The organism is Mucilaginibacter sp. OAE612 (assembly GCF_041806395.1).
Classification (GTDB): Bacteria; Bacteroidota; Bacteroidia; order Sphingobacteriales; family Sphingobacteriaceae; genus Mucilaginibacter; species Mucilaginibacter rubeus.
In genome coordinates this window covers 4991315-5008271 of sequence record NZ_JBGMUW010000001.1, presented here as the reverse complement: position 1 = coordinate 5008271, position 16957 = coordinate 4991315, and the positions used below count along the sequence as shown (strand labels likewise).

Genomic DNA, 16957 nt, shown 5'->3' with positions numbered 1-16957 from the left:
CTAAATAATAAATTAAAGAATATTTAATATTTTTATTTATGCACATGGAGCCTATTAGGGAAAGGCATTAAAATGGTATTACCTATGCGCTACCATGATTTTGCTAAAATATTGTAGTTTTATAGTAAGTATTTGCTAATGATATCGATTAACGTGAATACCTTTGCTGCAATATCCCAAACCACTTTATCCCCCCGCCACCCCCAACACCCTGTTTACCGCCGATAAGCTCATTTCCAACCTGCCGGCAATCTGCCTTTGGCTCAAACCCTGCTTATGAAGCGCGAGTACATCTGCGGCCCGGCGTTGCCGTTCTACCTGGCTGTAGCGGCGCAGGTGTTTTACCTCGTTATCGGTATGGGAGAATACAAACTGCAAAAAGCCATTTTGCCTTTCCAGCCGGCCAAGGCATACGTTATGGCTGCCGTACATTTCGGCGGTGCTGCGTTGTTTTACCTGTTTTAGGTAGCGGTAGCCGGGCAGGGTTTGGCTTTCGGCCATGGCGAAGGCGCTGTCGGCAAAGTTGATGAGCATTTTGCTGCCCTGCAGGTCGTTACGGGTAATAGGCAGTGAAGGGTTGCGTTTAGGGGTGTGGGCCAGCACCAGGATGCTGAGGCCATGGCGGGTTTTAAGCAGTTTGAGCTGTTTCATGAGCGAGAGGGCCTGGCTGCTGCGTTCGGTGCCGTTGCGCAGGCAGGTAATATTATCAATAATGAGCACCCTGGCATCGGTACGCTTGATTGCGCGGCTAAGGCCGTGGGTGATAAACTCATCAAATGTTTTAAAATCTTGCGGCAGGCCGGTCATTTGGTTAAACTCACCCCGGTAAAAATTTTCGTGAAAGGTATGGGTGGTGCTGCCATCGGTATAGCGCTGTTCAAATTGTTTGCCGATGAGTTCAAAATCAATGTAGAGAACCGGGCTGGGTTCGGCATCCATTTTAAAAGGTGTGATGGCTTTGCCGCGGGTAATGCTGTCGCCCAGTTGTACGGTCAGCAAACTTTTGCCCATGTTGGTATCGGCAAACAGAATGCACAGCTCACCCTCAAGCCAAAACTCGCCGAACAGCATCCGGGGCGTTTGGCGTTCGCGTTCCATCTCCATCCATGTACTGGCCTGGTGAATAATAAAAGCATCGGGAGGGATAGCGTCAGGGTCATAAACCCTCGGGCGGATCCCTCTTTTAGCGTCTCTTCGCGCCGCCTCGCGCACATCGGCGCGGATCATTTCCACAACCAGTGGTCGTCCATTTTTTTCAACATAGTGTTATGTCGTTGATAAATTAATGCTTGGTGTTTAGGGCAAAGTCGTAAGTCCCGGGTAAAGCGGCATAAGGGTTCAGAAGAAATAAAAAAAGCGAAGGATTGCGCGATTCCCCTCTTGAGAGGGGTGGAGGGGTGTGTTACTCTACGCGCGACTTATCGCTTGTATAACACACCCCTGCTCCCGCTTTTTCCAACGCGCCCCCCCCTCTCGAGAGGGGAGTTTGATGTGTTTAAGCTGAATTAACCTCATAAGGTAACGGCTATGCTCCCAGCGGAGGGAATTAAAAACCTTCCGAACACTTACGGCATAACCCCGACTTATGGCTTCCGGCTCAGAACTATTGACTTAATGCGCCCGGGGAAATTTTCATAACCCCTCTCCAAAGGAGAGGGGTGTGTGAGGGGCAAATTTAGCTGTAGGTTTTTGCAATATTGGTGGCGCTGTTTTGTCAGTACCTTTCGATAAAATGGAGGGTTCAAATAAAAAACTCAAAAAAACAGCAAAAAATACATGAAAAATACAAGGCAAAAAACGCGTTGAACCGCTGCTTTAATGAGCGGTTAAATTTACTGGTGAAAAGCTTTAATTGTTGATAATCAAATATTTAACTATGTTTCACCAAAAATGCTAAATAGTTGATTTTTAAGATGTTTCATTAAACGCTTGTTTCGCGTTTCGGCTCTCAAAAAATGGAACACTTGTGATTTTTAAAAAAAGAAGGATCAGGAAATTTCACTTTTTTTTCGGGAATCAAAAAAATGGGACACCTCATTTGTTACAATTCCGGGGTGCAGGCTAAACACCACTTTAACTTGCAGTACCATACTTATAACAAGGCAAACCAACCATGCCGCAAACCATTTAAGTGATAGCCTGGTGTTTATAACGGCCTTAAAAAAGAATACGGTCATTACCAGCAAGGCTAAAGCTATAGCATACGTAAACTGCTCCCAACTGCTCACCGGTATATACCTGAACACATACACAGAAAACATGGCGCAGCTGCCCGCCAGGCTGGCAAAGCTCATACGCCTGATGAAGACCCATTTGTTGGTTTCGAGCAATATGATAGCCGCTATAACCATGACTACCCATTTACTGCATGCAACAACGTTGGATAACAATATGGCCTCGGGCGTAACCACATAGCCAAACTTTTGTTCAATGAACCATGCGGTTATCATGACTGATGCGGCAAAGTTTATGATGGCGGTTATGGCGTTTCGGGTGTTAGCAGGCATTTAAATTGGGCTCGGGGATTTTGGGTGATAAATGTATGTATTTATAATTTAATTAGGAAAGCGGGAGTTTGGTTCGAATGGTGTTGTTTTTGTCAGCAGGAAAGCTTTGGGCGAAACCGGGCAGAACAATGCGGGGGTTGCGGGTACGGAAGGGCATAGCAAGTTTTTGCAGAAGCAGTGGCTGGAGGGAGCGAAGCAGGGCAAAATAATTGCAGCCCGTGGTTCTGGCTGGTTTGCAGGTAAAGGCCCGTGCGGCAAAAAAGCCTCCCTGCTGACTTGATGTTTGGTTACTTTGCATCTAAGGTAAAGTAACAGCCCCGGCGGTAACTGAGCGGGCCAATGATTTTTGTTATTACTAAAGTACTTTCCTGTCTTATAAACAGGATGGCCCCAAAACAACAATAGCGACAGGTAAGCCCGTCGCTATTGCGTATATTATATAGGTGTAATTAATTACAACCCGAAGGCTGCTTTAACCTGATCAACATGATCAAGCTTTTCCCAGGTGAACAGCTCAACTTCGCGTTCCAGTTTGCTGCCGTCGTGGCCAACAAAAGTTTTGGTAACTACCTCGTTAGGTCTGCCGAAGTGGCCGTAAGCCGCGGTTTCGCTGTAAATGGGGTTACGCAGTTTAAAGCGGGTTTCAATGGCGTATGGGGTCATATTGAAAATGCCTTCTACCTTTTTGGCAATGTCGCCGTCGTGCAGGTCGACCTTGGCGGTGCCGTAAGTATTTACGTAAATACCCATTGGCTGTGCAACACCTATAGCGTATGATACCTGAACAAGCACTTCATCGCACAAACCGGCGGCAACCAGGTTTTTAGCGATGTGTCGGGTAGCGTAAGCGGCCGAGCGGTCGACCTTTGAAGGGTCTTTACCAGAGAAAGCGCCGCCACCATGTGCACCTTTACCACCGTAGGTATCCACAATAATTTTGCGGCCGGTTAAGCCGGTATCGCCATGCGGCCCGCCGATAACAAATTTACCGGTTGGGTTAATGTGGTATTTAATATCATCGTTAAAGAAGTGGGCGTATTTAGGGTATTTAGCTTTAACACGTGGAATCAGGATACTGATGATGTCGGCGCTGATTTTGGCAAGCATGGTTGGCTCGTCGTCAAAATCATCGTGCTGGGTTGATATAACGATGGCATCAATACGCTGCGGTTTGTTGTCGTCGCTGTACTCAAGCGTAACCTGCGATTTTGCATCCGGGCGAAGGTATTTGATCTCGTTGTTTTCGCGGCGGATGGCTGCAAGCTCAATTAATAAAGCGTGGGCTATATCAAGGGCAAGCGGCATATAGTTGTCGGTTTCAACAGTGGCATAGCCAAACATCATACCCTGGTCGCCGGCACCTTGTTCTTCTTTGGCGGTGCGGTCGACCCCCTGGTTAATATCGGGCGATTGTTCGTGGATGGCCGATAGCACACCGCATGAACTGCCGTCAAACATATATTCGCCTTTGGTGTACCCGATCCTGTTGATCACCTCGCGGGCAATCTTCTGTACGTCGAGATAGGCTTTTGATTTTACTTCGCCGGCTAAAAAAACCTGGCCTGTGGTTACCAGCGTTTCGCAGGCAACTTTCGATTCGGCATCAAATGCTAAAAAATGATCAATCAGCGCGTCCGAGATCTGATCGGCCACTTTATCCGGGTGACCTTCTGATACAGACTCTGAAGTAAATAAATATGACATAAAATTTAAATAAGTAAAGTAAAAATCGACTGGGAGGGTTTTAAGACGGATCGGGCAGTAAAAAGAAGCATGGTTTTAGCACTTTTTTACGTGGTTGCAATCCGGCTCCGGTGTAAAAAGGAGCATTAAATCAGTCCACATTCGGGCGGTAAAAATAAAACAAATTTCACAAAGCCGAAAATACATTTACTTTTGAAGATTGAAATAATATATATAGTTGAAACGGAAAGCGTTATTTATAATAAACCCAATTTCGGGCGGGAAGAAGAAGGACGGGGTGCCTGAACTGATTAAAGATACTGTTGATGCCGGTGTAATGGAGCCGGTTATAGCGTTTAGCGATGGCATAGCCCATGCGCGGGTAATAGCGGCCGAGGCTGTAGGCAAATTTGATACCGTGGTGGCCGTTGGCGGTGATGGCACGGTTAATGAAGTGGCTTCGGCCATTGTAGATACTGATACGTCGCTTGGCATAGTGCCATTTGGCTCGGGCAACGGGCTTTCGAGGTTTTTAGGGATCCCTATGGATACACGGGATGCTATTAAAAACCTTGCCTCTGGCCGTACCGAAATTATTGATTCGGCCAGGATTAACGGGCAGCCGTTTTTTAATATGGCAGGCATGGGGTTTGACGCCCACATCAGCGAGATCTTTTCGCATGGTAAAAAGCGCGGTTTTATCAGTTATATAAAATCGTCGATAAAAGAGGTGGTTGGCTACCAGCCGCAAAACTATCACCTGGATATCGACGGAAAGAAATATGATTATAAGGCATTTATGCTCAGTATAGCCAATTCTTCGCAATATGGCAATAATGTGCATATATCGCCCAAAGCAAGCCTGCAGGATGGTTTGCTGGATGTTTGCGTGATAAAGCCTTTTCCGTTGTGGAGGTTTCCGGAGATGAGCATGCGCATGCTGATTAAAGCAACCGAAAGCTCCAAATACGTAGAAATTATCCGCGGTAAGCAGATCCTGATAAAAAGGGAGCATACCGGCCCCATTCACCTGGATGGCGAACCGCAAGTGGCGGGTACTGGCATAGATATTACTATATTGCCAAAATCATTAAAGGTTATAGTTGGCCCGTCATTTAAAAATTGATCAATATGGCTAAGAAAAATTTTACAGGCGTAGTTTACTCAACCGACCCCGATTTTCAATACCAGGAAAACGGCGGGGGAGGGGCCGAAACATTGCCGCCACAGCAGCAAAATCTTAAAATATATCTTGACCGTAAAGGAGGCAGCAAACTGGTTACCCGCATTGCCGGGTTTATTAGTGCCGATGCTGACCTGGAAGCTTTGGGAAAAAAGCTAAAATCGAAATGCGGGGTTGGAGGTTCGGTTAAAGATGGCGAAATACTGATCCAGGGCGATTTCCGTGATAAAATACTGGTATTATTACAAACCGACGGGTATAAAGCTAAAAAAGCCGGCGGGTGATCTGAAAAAATAAACAATTATAAACCGGTAGTTTAACAGACTTATTTAAAAGATGCGCTTTTAAACAAAATGTACAACTATCTGTTACAAAGCTTGCATCATAGTTAAAAGGTACAGATACCTTTTATAAACTTAAAAAAAACGGGCTATTTTAGCTTGGTAACACAAATTTTATGTGTTATCACTTGCTATTTTTAAAAAAAATGGTTTTCATTGCATATAATTGTGTTGGTAACACACAATAAAATTGTAATGTTGCGTTTATATTCACCAACAATACACAGAATGATATTCTGTATTAAAAAATTGTAAAGAATAACATAAATGGTTTTTTTAATTCAATAAAATTCTATTTTTGTTATTCCCAACAAACAGCGCATTTTAACTAACTTATAAAATAAACAAAAACAAAAACTAAAAATTCAAAAGTAATGGCAAACGCACCAACAAAACCAACTACTCCTGTTAAGAAAGAAAGCTCAAGTGCATCTGGCATGTTTGCTTCTTTAACCATTCCAATCTGTCTTATTGTTACAACCTGTATCTTTATATTCATTTTAGGCGATCCAAGCCACTTTAAAGGTGGTGATGTTAACGCTTACCCAACAGACATTTTCGGCACAGTTCACAGTGGTGGTGTTATCGTACCGGTGATCATGGGTTTCTTATTAATGGTTATCGTTTTCTCTATCGAGCGTTTCATCGTTATCAGCAAAGCTTCAGGTACTGGTAGTGTTGATAGCTTCGTAAGGAAAATCCAATCTCTTTTAAATGCCGGTAACATTGCAGGTGCTTCTGCAGAGTGCGACAAACAAAAAGGTTCTGTTGCTAACGTTATCAAATCAGCACTGAAAAAATATGGTGAAATGGAAGCTGAACCAAACCTTGACGTTGACCAAAAAACTTTAGCTATCCAAAAAGATATCGAAGAAGCTACAGCTTTGGAAATGCCAATGCTTGAGCAAAACTTAACTATCATCGCTACTTTGGTATCTATCGGTACATTAACTGGTCTGTTAGGTACGGTTGTGGGTATGATCAAAGCGTTCTCTTCATTAGCAACTGCCGGTGTACCTAACCAGGTTGAACTATCGGCTCACATTTCTGAAGCCTTGATCAACACTGCATTTGGTATCAGTACTTCAGCTATTTCAATTGTTATGTACAACGTATTTACATCAAAAATTGATAAGTTGACTTACGCTATTGACGAAACCGGATTTAGCATTGTACAAACATTTGCTTCATCTCACAAAAATAAATAAGAATATATTAGTGCTATGCCTCATGCACAATAAGTTAGGGGCAAGATAGTTAATACTGAAACACTATATATTTTTAAGAAATTTAACATGGCAAGGATAAAAGTTCCAAGAAAGAGCACCGCAATTGACATGACCGCTATGTGCGACGTGGCGTTTCTGCTGCTTACTTTCTTCATCATGACCGCAAAAGTAAAAACCGAGGATCCGGTACCTATTGATATACCAAAGTCTTCAATCCAGCAGCCAGTGCCTGAGTCTGATTTTGCTACAGTATCTGTAGGTAATCAAAAAGCTTTCTTTGGTGTTGAAGGTGTTGATATCCGCAAGGAAATGTTGAATCAGATGGGTTCAATATATCATATGACCTTTACACCTGAAGAACAAACAAGGTTTTCTTCTATCAATTCATTTGGCGTGCCAATGAACCAGTTGAAACAGTTTATCGCTTTGTCTGCTGATCAGCAAAAGAAATATGCACAGCCGGGTATCCCGAGAGACTCTGTTTCGGCAGAGCTTACCAACTGGATTCGCCAGGCCCGTATAGCTACCAAAGCCTTACATAACAAGGAACTTCGTTTAGCTATTAAAGGTGATAGCAAAGAGGAATATCCGGTTATAAAGGATGTTATCGGTATTTTGCAAAAGCAAAAAGTTAACAAGTTTAGTTTAATTACGGATTTGGGCAGCGCCGGTGGTGCTCCAAAAAAATAAAAGACCATGGCAGAATTAGATACCTCCGGGGGAGGCAAACATAAAGGCGGTAAGGTTCGCAGTAAGAAGCAATCAACCCGTGTAGATTTAACCGCGATGGTTGACCTGGCTTTCTTGTTGATCACCTTCTTCATCATGACCACTACACTCGCTAAACCAAAAGCGATGGACTTGGCCATGCCTGATAAGGATGAAAAAACAAAGGATCAGATGGATATTGCCGCTTCTCGTTCGATGACCATTTTATTGGGAAGCGACGATAAATTGGAGTGGTACATCGGCGAGCCGGGAAAATCAGCGCCCACAATTGACAATTTTGGCCCTAACGGGTTACGTAAAACGTTAATTGAAAAAAGCAAAGAAGTACAGCAAAAAACAGGCAAATACATGTTTGTTGTGATTAAACCAAGCGATAAATCAAAATATAAAAATATGGTTAGCACGCTTGATGAGATCAATATCGCCAATATCCAAAGCTATGGTATCGTTGATATTTCAGCACCGGAGATTGAGTTGCTTAAAAAAGACGGCTTGTACAACGATAATAAATAATATTAAATAACGTTATAAACTTCCATTAAAGCCTTAACAGATGTTAGGATCAAAATTAGACATACTAAAGCAGGAATGGATCGACGTTGTTTTTAGTAATCGTAATAAAGCCTATGGCGCTTACGAGCTAAGGAAAGAGAATTCAAAAAACACCAGCAGGTCGTTGATCATTGCTATTGTGGTTTTTGTATTTATAGTTTCTTTGCCAACTATCATCAACAAGATCAAAGGTCTTATCCCAGCGAAAGACGAAAAAGTGAAGATAACAGACGTGGTTCTGTTGCCTCCGCCACCGGTTGACCAAACCAAAAAACCACCTCCGCCGCCACCTGAACCGCCAAAACCAAAGGTAGACCAGGTACGTTTCCCTCCTCCGGTTGTAAAACCAGATAACGAGGTTAAGGAGAAAGATCCACCAACAGTAAAAGAGCTTGCTGTTGCTGATCCTGGTCAAAAAGACCAAAAAGGTGATCCTAACGCCGACATTAGAATTGATGAGCCGGTAGGTAACTCAGACGTTAAGCAGGTTGTCGAAGCCGATCCTAACCAGATCTTTACTTCTGTTGAGCAAGTTCCTGAATTTGCCGGCGGTTTGGAGAAATTTGGTCAGTATTTGAGCAAAAATATCAGGTATCCGGCCGTAGCCCGCGAAAACAATACACAAGGACGTGTAATTTGTACATTCGTTGTGGAAAAGGATGGTTCTTTAACCGATATAAAGGTTGTAAGAGGCATCGGTAGTGGCTGCGACGAAGAAGCAGTTCGTGTATTGAAAAATTCACCAAAATGGAAACCGGGTATACAAAACGGTCGTCCGGTTCGTGTACAATACAGTGTTCCAATCAGCTTTACTTTAGCATCTGAAGAATAAGTAATGCCATTTAATTACAATAAAGAGCAAAAATCGCCCAAAAGGCGGTTTTTGCTTATTTTAGGAACTGCTGCATTTATTTGCTTTGTGGTTTTAGGTCTCATGATCATGTTTTGGGACGCGCTCCCGCTGCAACTGCAACATTATCAACGTTTACTTTTCGGTGCGTTTATTATAGGATATGCGATTTTGAGGTTTTCGAGATTGTTTAAGAAGGATCAGTATGAAGATTAAATTAGGGGTTGTATATGTATTGGTTTTAATTGTTTTAATAGCCGGTTTACAGGCTTGTAAGCAAAAACAAGTAAAATCCGTACCAACCGACAGCTTCAACGCCGGAAGAGCAACTTTCGTAGCCGATGAATCTTTTTCGCCTATAGTAGCACAGGAAGAATATGTTTACAGAAGCCGGTACCCCAACGCCGACCCGGTATTTATTTATAAAACAGAAAACCAGGCTGTAAATATGTTGTTAAACGACAGTGTTAGGCTTGCGGTATTATCGCGCACGCTTGATACCGCGGAGCGTAATATAATAACGCGCCGTACGTTGAGTGTTGAGGTAGTACCTTTTGCGGTTGATGCAATTACATTAATAGTTAATAAGTCATCAAATGATACCGCTATTACTGTCGCTCAATTAAAAAAGGAGCTTAAAGGCCAGGGGAACGGAAATAAAACTATAGTTTTTGACAATCCGAACTCAAGTTTGGTAAGGTATTTGAAGGACTTCTCTGGTAATAAGGAGTTTAAGCAAAAGAATATATACGCGCTTAAATCAAATATCGAAGTTATTAAGTATGTAAGCGAACATCCTGACGCATTAGGCATTATAGGCTTTAGCTGGATTAATAACCCAGAAAAAGAGTATGCGGATTATGTTGAAAAAGTGAAAGTTGTAGGGGTTAGAGATGAAGGAAACAAACAGTATCCTAATGAATATTTTAAACCTTCGCAAGAATCACTTGTCTTAAAACAGTATCCCTTGAGCAGGAGTTTATATTTGATCAATTGCTCAAGTAAGAATGGTTTGGCAGCGGGATTTGTTACGTTCCTGGCCAGTGATGTGGGGCAACGGATAATACTGAAATCGGGTTTACTGCCTGATTCAATTCCCCCGAGAGAGATAATTTTAAAAAAGTAAACTATAACTAAATAAAGATGAAAATGATCAGTAAAATAGCTAAGGCTTCATTAGGACTGGTATTTTTAGGTTCATCATCAGTTTTTGCGCAAAGTCTTGCCGACGCCAAAAAAGCTATTGACGCCGAACAATATCAGAAAGCAGAGTCGATGCTCAAAACGCTTACTACTACTCAGCCAACCAAAGATGAGAATTTCTTTTATCTGGGTTGGGTGTACATTAAACAGGACTATGCTGATTCGGCGAAAGTCGTTTTCAATAAAGGTATTGCTGCAAATCCAAAATCAGCATTAAATTATGCCGGTTTAGGTGCTGTTGCCCGTTTGGATAAGGATAATTCCGGAGCAACAACCAACTTTAATCAGGCTGTAGCTTTGGCAGGTAAGGACGCAAAACCTTACACGTATGTAGGTTTATCATATTTGCTGCCTACTACCACCGATAAAAAAGTTGCGCCCGCTGATGCAGATGCTGCTATTGCAGTACTGACTAAAGGAAAAGCTATTAATGCGAAAGATGTTGATTTGCTTATCGCTTTAGGTGATGCTTACCGCTCTGTGTTAAAAAGTAACGAAGCGTACTCAAACTATTCTGACGCTTCTACGCTTGATCCTAAAAACCCGGCTGCTAAGGTTGCAACCGGTGTATTGTATAAATTTGCTAATAACTTTGATGGCTCTGAGCAGCAATTTAAAGACGCATTGGCTATCAACGCCAACTATGGCCCTGCTTACCGCGAGTGGGCTGAAACCGACCTGCGCTGGTCATTAACTGACCCTAAAATGGCTTCTGCTAAAATTAAGGAAGCTGTTGATCACTACAAACAATACCTGAGCTTAACAGATCAGTCGGTAGAATCTCAAATGCGTTATGCCGACTTCCTGATCCTTGCAGGTGATTATAAAACTTTACAGCAGGTGGCTACTGATCTGTCAAAATCAGCAAGCACTAATGCAAGGGTTTATCGTTATCTGGCATATGCCGCTTACGAAAATAAGGATTACCAAAACGGTTTAACCGCCATCAATACCTGGTTCCAGAAAGCTGATCCGAAACGTATCATCCCGCGTGACTATTTATATCAGGGTCGTTTGCAGGTTGCCCTTAACCAGGATTCGGTAGGTATACTTACTCTTAAGAAAGCTTTAACACTTGATAGCACCCAAACTGATGTGTATGCTGAGATAGCTAAATCATATTTCCGCCAAAAGAAATATGCTCAAGCTGGTGATGCTTACAGGGAAGTTACTCTTAAAGGTGGTCACAGCGTTAAATTAACCGACTATTTTTACGAAGGTATCAGCTATTATTATGGGTACGATACAAAAGCTCCTAACGATTCACTGCTTACACGTGCCGACAGTGCATTTAGCTATGTAATTGCCAAAACAGCTACCAGTCCGTTTCCGGATGCATTTTTATATCGTGCACGTGTTAACGACCTAAAAGAAAAAGACCGTAATAACATTTCAGGATACGCGAAGCCATACTACGAAAAGTATATCGAAGTAGTTAACGCAAAGGGCGCCCCTGACGAAAAAACCAAGAAAAGTTTAGCGGAAGCCTATGCTTATCTGGGTACTATTTACCAGTATAAAGAGAAAGACGACGCTAAAGCATCCGAAAACTTTGCTAAAGCGCGCGAGCTGGATCCTGCTAACAAAAGTGCCGCAGCTTACTTTCAACACAAAGGTGGCGCTGGAAAAGGCAAATAACATTATAAATTAACAGATATGAAGGGTCTCCTAAAAAGAGGCCCTTTTTTTATTCCGGTTTGAGAAATTGATTAATGACGGCGATTTGTAATCAATATTAATAACGAATTGCAGAAATGATTAACAACCTTATAAATCACACTTTTTTATTATTAAGGCATTAGTATATTTGCAGCATGGAAGCACAAAGTTTACCGGTTAATTATTTACCCATCATATTTCAAATGGTGGTTGCTTTAGGGTTTGTGGTAACAACAATGTTTGTAACGCATAAAATAGGCCCCAAAAGAAAAACAAAAGATAAGCTGACCCCTTTTGAGTCGGGTATTGAGGTGGTGGGTAATGCCCGTACTCCAATCTCCATTAAATATTTCCTGGTAGCCATTTTGTTTGTGCTGTTTGATGTGGAGGTTATTTTTATGTACCCCTGGGCGGTAAATTTCAAGGCATTAGGTACTACCGGTCTTATTGAAATGTTTATTTTCATGGCGACACTTCTGCTGGGTTTTATCTACGTAATAAAAAAGGGAGCTTTAGACTGGGATTAAGTTTAGATTGATTCTAAATATACCCCCTCTATACCCGTAGTGTACTTTTTACATCGTTATTATTGTAAATTTGCTGCTATTATCCACATTTAGTGGTGATGGTTTTTCTATCAATTTAGTTCAATGAGTGATATTCAATTAGTTGATGCCCCTGCCGGAGTTGAAGGCGCCGGGTTTTTTGCTACCTCGCTTGATAAAGTAATAGGCATAGCACGCTCAAATTCATTATGGCCTTTGCCGTTTGCCACTTCATGTTGCGGTATTGAGTTTATGGCCACCATGGCATCTCATTATGATCTTTCGCGTTTTGGTGCCGAGCGTTTAAGCTTTTCACCCCGCCAGGCCGATTTATTAATGGTTATGGGTACTATAGCCAAGAAAATGGCTCCTGTACTGCGCCAGGTATACCTGCAAATGGCCGAGCCACGTTGGGTAATGGCTGTTGGCGCCTGCGCTTCAAGCGGTGGTATATTTGATACTTACTCCGTTTTGCAAGGTATTGACGAGGTTATCCCGGTTGACGTTTACGTACCTGGTTGCCCGCCGAGGCCAGAGGCTATTATAGATGGTTTTATGAATATTCAGGAGCTGGTAAAAACGGAATCCCTGCGCCGCAGGAGCGAGCCTAAATACCAGGAGTTATTAGCTAAATACGGAATTCAATAATGGCTAAGATACCTAACGAAGAGCTTATTAAAGCTATAGCCGATAAATTTGATACTTTAGTAACGGTTGTTGGTGAGCCGTATGAACTGCTTACCGTTGAAACTGGCCGTGAAACAATCATCGATCTGCTTACTTTCCTGAAAACGGATCCGGCCCTTAAATTCATTTTCCTGACAGATATTACAGGTATTCATTACCCTGAACAGGAAAAGCCGATAGGCGTTATTTATCACCTGCATAGCCTCACTACTAATACCCGTATCAGGATCAAGGTATTTTTGGCTGATGCTGATGTGCATATCCCAACTGCTACGGTGCTTTGGGATGGTGCAAACTGGATGGAACGCGAAACTTATGACCTTTTCGGGGTGCTATTTGACGGTCACCCGGATTTGCGCAGGATTTTGAACGTAGATGATATGACCGCTTTCCCAATGCGTAAGGAGTTTCCGCTGGAAGATCCTAACCGTGTTGACAAGAAGGATTTCTATTTTGGAAGATAATACATAGATGGAAACAAGAAATTGAGACATAAGAAACAAGAAATAGGAAAGTAAGAAAGGGGGAGGAAGTTTCCCGTCTTGACTCTTTATTTCTTGATTCTTGACTCTGAAAATTCCTGACTCTAATTAATAATACTGATGCAAAATCATCCTGTATATACAGATAACGATCCGCAAAGCGAGCTATCAACCCTTAATCTGGGGCCAACTCACCCTGCTACCCACGGGGTGTTTCAAAATGTGCTCCAGCTTGATGGCGAACGCATCGTTAGCGGTGTATCAACCATTGGTTATATACACCGCGCATTTGAAAAAATTGCCGAGCACAGGCCTTTTTACCAGATAACCCCGCTTACCGACCGTTTAAACTATTGCTCATCGCCTATCAATAACATGGGCTGGCATATGACAGTTGAAAAGTTGTTAAATATCCAAACTCCAAAGCGCGTTGATTACCTGCGCGTAATTGTGATGGAGCTTGCCCGTATAGCCGATCATATCATTTGTAACGGTGTATTGGGTGTGGATACCGGCGCGTTTACAGGCTTCCTGTACATGATGGAGCACCGTGAGGCTATTTATGAAATATATGAAGAAGTTTGCGGATCGCGCCTTACAACAAATATTGGCCGTATCGGTGGTTTTGAGCGTAACTTCAACAGCCGTGCGTTCGATAAGCTGCGCGCATTTTTAAAGAACTTCCCTAAAACCCTTAAAGAGTTTGAAAGCCTGTTTAACCGTAACAGGATCTTTGTTGACCGTACCAGGGACGTAGCTGCTGTTAGCGCGGAAACTGCTTTGAGCTACAGCTGGACCGGGCCGCTTTTACGTGCTGCCGGTGTTGATTACGACGTAAGGGCTATGAACCCATATTCATCGTACGAAGACTTTGAATTTGAAGTTCCGGTAGGCGACAATGGTGATGTTTACAGCCGTTTTTTGGTTCGCAACGAAGAAATGTGGCAAAGCTTAAGGATCATTGAACAGGCTTTAGCCAAACTTGATAAAGAACCAAGCGATATTTTCCACGCTGATGTACCTGAATTTTACCTGCCTCCAAAAGAGGAAGTATATAATAACATGGAAGCTTTGATCTATCACTTTAAAATTGTGATGGGCGAAATTCCAACCCCCAAAGCTGAAGTTTATCATTCGGTTGAGGGAGCTAACGGCGAGCTGGGATTTTACCTGGTTAATGATGGTGGCCGTTCACCGTACCGTTTGCATTTCCGCAGGCCAAGCTTCATCAATTACCAGATGTATGCGCCAATGAGCCGCGGTATGTTATTATCAGATGCTATTATTAACATGAGTAGTTTAAACGTTATAGCCGGAGAGTTAGATGCTTAGAGTTGACGAAGCTCAGGAACCGGTTGAATTTTCGCCGGCACTGATCAGCAAATTTGATGAAATAGTTAGCCGTTATCCGCAGGGGAAGCAAAAATCGGGCTTACTGCCGATCCTTCACCTGGTACAGGCCGAATTTGGCTGGGTAAGCGCGCCTGCAATGGATAAGGTTGCCGAATATTTAAGCATCCTGCCTATTGAGGTATACGAAGTTGCTACATTTTATACCATGTACTTTTTACGCCCGCAGGGCAAGTACGTACTGGAAGTTTGCCGCACAAGCGGCTGCTGCCTGGTAGGTGCCGAAAAGATCATGGATCATATAGAGGAAACCCTTGGTGTAAAAGAAGGTGAAGTTACTCCCGACGGCTTATTTAGCTGGAGAGGGGTAGAGTGCCTTGCTGCCTGTGGTTTTGGCCCCGTATTGCAAATTGGCCCTGAATATACTTTTTATGAAAACCTGACCAACGAGTCGGTAGATAAGTTGATCAGTGATTTAAAAGCGAAAGCTAAGAATTAAGTTATGGGACGGAAATTACTTTTAGAACATATAAACGTACCCGGCATCAACACATTTGATGTTTACCGTTCAAAAGGTGGCTATGCTTCTGTGGAGAAAGCATTGAAAACCATGTCGCCTGAGGCGATTGTTGAAGAGGTTAAAAAATCGGGCTTACGCGGTCGTGGCGGTGCGGGTTTCCCTACCGGTATGAAATGGAGCTTTTTGGCTAAGCCCGAAGGCGTTGCGCGTTACCTGGTTTGTAATGGTGACGAATCGGAACCTGGTACTTTTAAAGACCGCTACCTGATGACTTATATCCCTCACTTGCTGATTGAGGGCATGATTGTATCAAGTTTTGCGCTTGGTGCTAATACATCATACATCTACCTGCGCGGCGAAATGATGCCGCAGGTAAGGATCCTGGAAAGAGCTATCGCTGAAGCAAAAGCAAAAGGTTTCTTAGGAAAAAACATCTTAGGTACCGGTTACGATCTTGAGCTTTACGTTCAGCCAGGCGGTGGCGCTTATATCTGCGGTGAAGAAACCGCTTTATTGGAATCATTGGAAGGTAAACGTGGTAACCCGCGCATCAAACCTCCGTTCCCGGCTATTGCAGGTCTATACGGTTGCCCTACAGTGGTAAACAACGTTGAATCTATAGCGGCAGTTGTACCTATCATTAACGAAGGAGGCGACGAATATGCTAAAATAGGTATCGGTCGTAGTACAGGTACCAAATTGATCTCTGCAGGTGGTAACCTGAAAAAACCAGGGGTTTATGAAATTGAACTCGGTGTACCTGTTGAAGAATTTATTTATTCTGATGAGTATTGCGGTGGTATCGCCAACGGCAAACGCTTGAAAGCAGTTGTTGCAGGTGGTTCATCAGTGCCGATTTTACCGGCTAACCTGATCCTGAAAACTATCAATAACGAAGCCCGTTTGATGAGCTATGAGTCATTGTCAGATGGTGGCTTCGTAAGTGGTACTATGTTGGGTTCGGGTGGTTTCATCGCTTATGATGAGGATGCCTGTATTGTACGTAATACCTGGAACTTTGCCCGTTTTTATCATCACGAAAGCTGCGGACAATGTTCGCCTTGCCGTGAAGGTACCGGCTGGATGGAAAAAGTATTACATCGCCTCGAGTATGGTCATGGCAAAATGAGCGACATGGACCTGCTGGTAGATGTATCTAAAAAAATAGAAGGAAATACCATTTGTCCGCTGGGTGACGCGGCAGCATGGCCTGTGGCCAGTGCTATTCGCCATTTCAGGGATGAGTTTGAATGGCACGTAACTAATGCGAGCGAAGCAACTTCAACAAACTATGGTTTAGCGCATTATGCTGATCCGCTGAAGGTTGTAGAGACTGCGTAACCCCTCTAAATCTCCCCGATGGGGAGACTTAAAAAAGAATGAAACCCTATTAAGCCCTCCCCAAAGGGGAGGGTTGGGTTGGGTGATTTATAAACG

At 43.1% G+C, this 16957-nt stretch carries 18 protein-coding genes; 14 read left to right on the top strand and 4 right to left on the bottom strand.

Annotated elements, in window-relative coordinates:
• Positions 1–186 precede the first annotated feature (186 nt).
• The 4 genes from ABID99_RS20635 to metK form a co-directional block, all read right to left on the bottom strand.
• Positions 187–1227 (bottom strand): AAA family ATPase, encoded by a 1041-nt coding sequence (locus ABID99_RS20635; RefSeq protein ID WP_373615920.1) that lies wholly within the window; start codon positions 1225–1227, stop codon positions 187–189.
• A 761-nt stretch (positions 1228–1988) separates the two neighbouring features.
• Positions 1989–2507: a hypothetical protein gene (locus ABID99_RS20630; RefSeq protein WP_090533938.1), complete on the bottom strand. Its 519-nt coding sequence runs from the start codon at positions 2505–2507 to the stop codon at positions 1989–1991.
• Positions 2508–2559: 52 nt separating this feature from the next.
• A complete protein-coding gene (locus tag ABID99_RS20625; RefSeq protein WP_354486516.1) occupies positions 2560–2805 on the bottom strand; it encodes a hypothetical protein in 246 nt (81 codons plus the stop codon).
• A 155-nt stretch (positions 2806–2960) separates the two neighbouring features.
• Positions 2961–4211, bottom strand: coding sequence for a methionine adenosyltransferase (gene metK, locus ABID99_RS20620; RefSeq protein WP_373614975.1), 1251 nt, complete (start codon positions 4209–4211; stop codon positions 2961–2963).
• A 217-nt stretch (positions 4212–4428) separates the two neighbouring features.
• On the opposite strand from metK, the gene ABID99_RS20615 reads away from it, so the two are divergent.
• From ABID99_RS20615 to nuoF, 14 genes are all read left to right on the top strand, one after another.
• Positions 4429–5316 (top strand): diacylglycerol kinase family protein, encoded by an 888-nt coding sequence (locus ABID99_RS20615; protein WP_090533934.1) that lies wholly within the window; start codon positions 4429–4431, stop codon positions 5314–5316.
• Between the two features lie 5 nt (positions 5317–5321).
• A complete protein-coding gene (locus tag ABID99_RS20610; protein WP_090533932.1) occupies positions 5322–5657 on the top strand; it encodes a translation initiation factor in 336 nt (111 codons plus the stop codon).
• A 431-nt stretch (positions 5658–6088) separates the two neighbouring features.
• Positions 6089–6922 carry a MotA/TolQ/ExbB proton channel family protein gene (locus ABID99_RS20605; protein ID WP_090533930.1) on the top strand — a complete coding sequence of 278 codons (834 nt, stop codon included), beginning with the start codon at positions 6089–6091 and terminating at the stop codon, positions 6920–6922.
• Positions 6923–7009: 87 nt separating this feature from the next.
• Positions 7010–7633 (top strand): biopolymer transporter ExbD, encoded by a 624-nt coding sequence (locus tag ABID99_RS20600; protein ID WP_112654858.1) that lies wholly within the window; start codon positions 7010–7012, stop codon positions 7631–7633.
• Between the two features lie 6 nt (positions 7634–7639).
• Positions 7640–8185, top strand: coding sequence for a biopolymer transporter ExbD (locus ABID99_RS20595; RefSeq protein WP_090533926.1), 546 nt, complete (start codon positions 7640–7642; stop codon positions 8183–8185).
• Positions 8186–8225: 40 nt separating this feature from the next.
• Positions 8226–9056, top strand: a complete 831-nt coding sequence (locus ABID99_RS20590) for an energy transducer TonB (protein ID WP_090533925.1) — start codon at positions 8226–8228, stop codon at positions 9054–9056.
• Between the two features lie 223 nt (positions 9057–9279).
• Positions 9280–10200 (top strand): substrate-binding domain-containing protein, encoded by a 921-nt coding sequence (locus ABID99_RS20585; RefSeq protein ID WP_354486518.1) that lies wholly within the window; start codon positions 9280–9282, stop codon positions 10198–10200.
• Positions 10201–10217: 17 nt separating this feature from the next.
• Positions 10218–11915: a lipopolysaccharide assembly protein LapB gene (locus ABID99_RS20580; protein ID WP_090533922.1), complete on the top strand. Its 1698-nt coding sequence runs from the start codon at positions 10218–10220 to the stop codon at positions 11913–11915.
• 176 nt (positions 11916–12091) lie between these two features.
• The gene (locus ABID99_RS20575; protein ID WP_090533920.1) at positions 12092–12463 is read left to right on the top strand and encodes an NADH-quinone oxidoreductase subunit A; all 372 of its coding nucleotides are present in this window, start codon (positions 12092–12094) and stop codon (positions 12461–12463) included.
• Positions 12464–12586: 123 nt separating this feature from the next.
• Positions 12587–13129 carry an NADH-quinone oxidoreductase subunit B gene (locus ABID99_RS20570; protein ID WP_090533918.1) on the top strand — a complete coding sequence of 181 codons (543 nt, stop codon included), beginning with the start codon at positions 12587–12589 and terminating at the stop codon, positions 13127–13129.
• Positions 13129–13632 (top strand): NADH-quinone oxidoreductase subunit C, encoded by a 504-nt coding sequence (locus tag ABID99_RS20565; RefSeq protein ID WP_373614974.1) that lies wholly within the window; start codon positions 13129–13131, stop codon positions 13630–13632. Before ABID99_RS20570 ends, ABID99_RS20565 begins: the two co-directional genes overlap by 1 nt.
• Positions 13633–13770: 138 nt before the next feature.
• Positions 13771–14982 carry an NADH-quinone oxidoreductase subunit D gene (locus ABID99_RS20560; RefSeq protein WP_354486519.1) on the top strand — a complete coding sequence of 404 codons (1212 nt, stop codon included), beginning with the start codon at positions 13771–13773 and terminating at the stop codon, positions 14980–14982.
• Positions 14975–15499, top strand: a complete 525-nt coding sequence (gene nuoE / locus ABID99_RS20555) for an NAD(P)H-dependent oxidoreductase subunit E (protein WP_090533912.1) — start codon at positions 14975–14977, stop codon at positions 15497–15499. Before ABID99_RS20560 ends, nuoE begins: the two co-directional genes overlap by 8 nt.
• Before the next feature lie 3 nt (positions 15500–15502).
• A complete protein-coding gene (gene nuoF, locus ABID99_RS20550; RefSeq protein WP_090533910.1) occupies positions 15503–16861 on the top strand; it encodes an NADH-quinone oxidoreductase subunit NuoF in 1359 nt (452 codons plus the stop codon).
• The last annotated feature ends 96 nt before the right edge of the window (positions 16862–16957 follow it).

What these genes read in the sequence shown, in the direction of transcription:
- ABID99_RS20635 (WP_373615920.1), bottom strand. Translation starts at nt 1,227, where the DNA reads ATGATCCGCGCCGATGTGCGCGAGGCGGCGCGAAGAGACGCTAAAAGA.
- ABID99_RS20630 (WP_090533938.1), bottom strand. Translation starts at nt 2,507, where the DNA reads ATGCCTGCTAACACCCGAAACGCCATAACCGCCATCATAAACTTTGCC.
- ABID99_RS20625 (WP_354486516.1), bottom strand. Translation starts at nt 2,805, where the DNA reads ATGCAAAGTAACCAAACATCAAGTCAGCAGGGAGGCTTTTTTGCCGCA.
- metK (WP_373614975.1), bottom strand. Translation starts at nt 4,211, where the DNA reads ATGTCATATTTATTTACTTCAGAGTCTGTATCAGAAGGTCACCCGGAT.
- ABID99_RS20610 (WP_090533932.1), top strand. Translation starts at nt 5,322, where the DNA reads ATGGCTAAGAAAAATTTTACAGGCGTAGTTTACTCAACCGACCCCGAT.
- ABID99_RS20605 (WP_090533930.1), top strand. Translation starts at nt 6,089, where the DNA reads ATGGCAAACGCACCAACAAAACCAACTACTCCTGTTAAGAAAGAAAGC.
- ABID99_RS20600 (WP_112654858.1), top strand. Translation starts at nt 7,010, where the DNA reads ATGGCAAGGATAAAAGTTCCAAGAAAGAGCACCGCAATTGACATGACC.
- ABID99_RS20595 (WP_090533926.1), top strand. Translation starts at nt 7,640, where the DNA reads ATGGCAGAATTAGATACCTCCGGGGGAGGCAAACATAAAGGCGGTAAG.
- ABID99_RS20590 (WP_090533925.1), top strand. Translation starts at nt 8,226, where the DNA reads ATGTTAGGATCAAAATTAGACATACTAAAGCAGGAATGGATCGACGTT.
- ABID99_RS20585 (WP_354486518.1), top strand. Translation starts at nt 9,280, where the DNA reads ATGAAGATTAAATTAGGGGTTGTATATGTATTGGTTTTAATTGTTTTA.
- ABID99_RS20580 (WP_090533922.1), top strand. Translation starts at nt 10,218, where the DNA reads ATGAAAATGATCAGTAAAATAGCTAAGGCTTCATTAGGACTGGTATTT.
- ABID99_RS20575 (WP_090533920.1), top strand. Translation starts at nt 12,092, where the DNA reads ATGGAAGCACAAAGTTTACCGGTTAATTATTTACCCATCATATTTCAA.
- ABID99_RS20570 (WP_090533918.1), top strand. Translation starts at nt 12,587, where the DNA reads ATGAGTGATATTCAATTAGTTGATGCCCCTGCCGGAGTTGAAGGCGCC.
- ABID99_RS20565 (WP_373614974.1), top strand. Translation starts at nt 13,129, where the DNA reads ATGGCTAAGATACCTAACGAAGAGCTTATTAAAGCTATAGCCGATAAA.
- ABID99_RS20560 (WP_354486519.1), top strand. Translation starts at nt 13,771, where the DNA reads ATGCAAAATCATCCTGTATATACAGATAACGATCCGCAAAGCGAGCTA.
- nuoE (WP_090533912.1), top strand. Translation starts at nt 14,975, where the DNA reads ATGCTTAGAGTTGACGAAGCTCAGGAACCGGTTGAATTTTCGCCGGCA.
- nuoF (WP_090533910.1), top strand. Translation starts at nt 15,503, where the DNA reads ATGGGACGGAAATTACTTTTAGAACATATAAACGTACCCGGCATCAAC.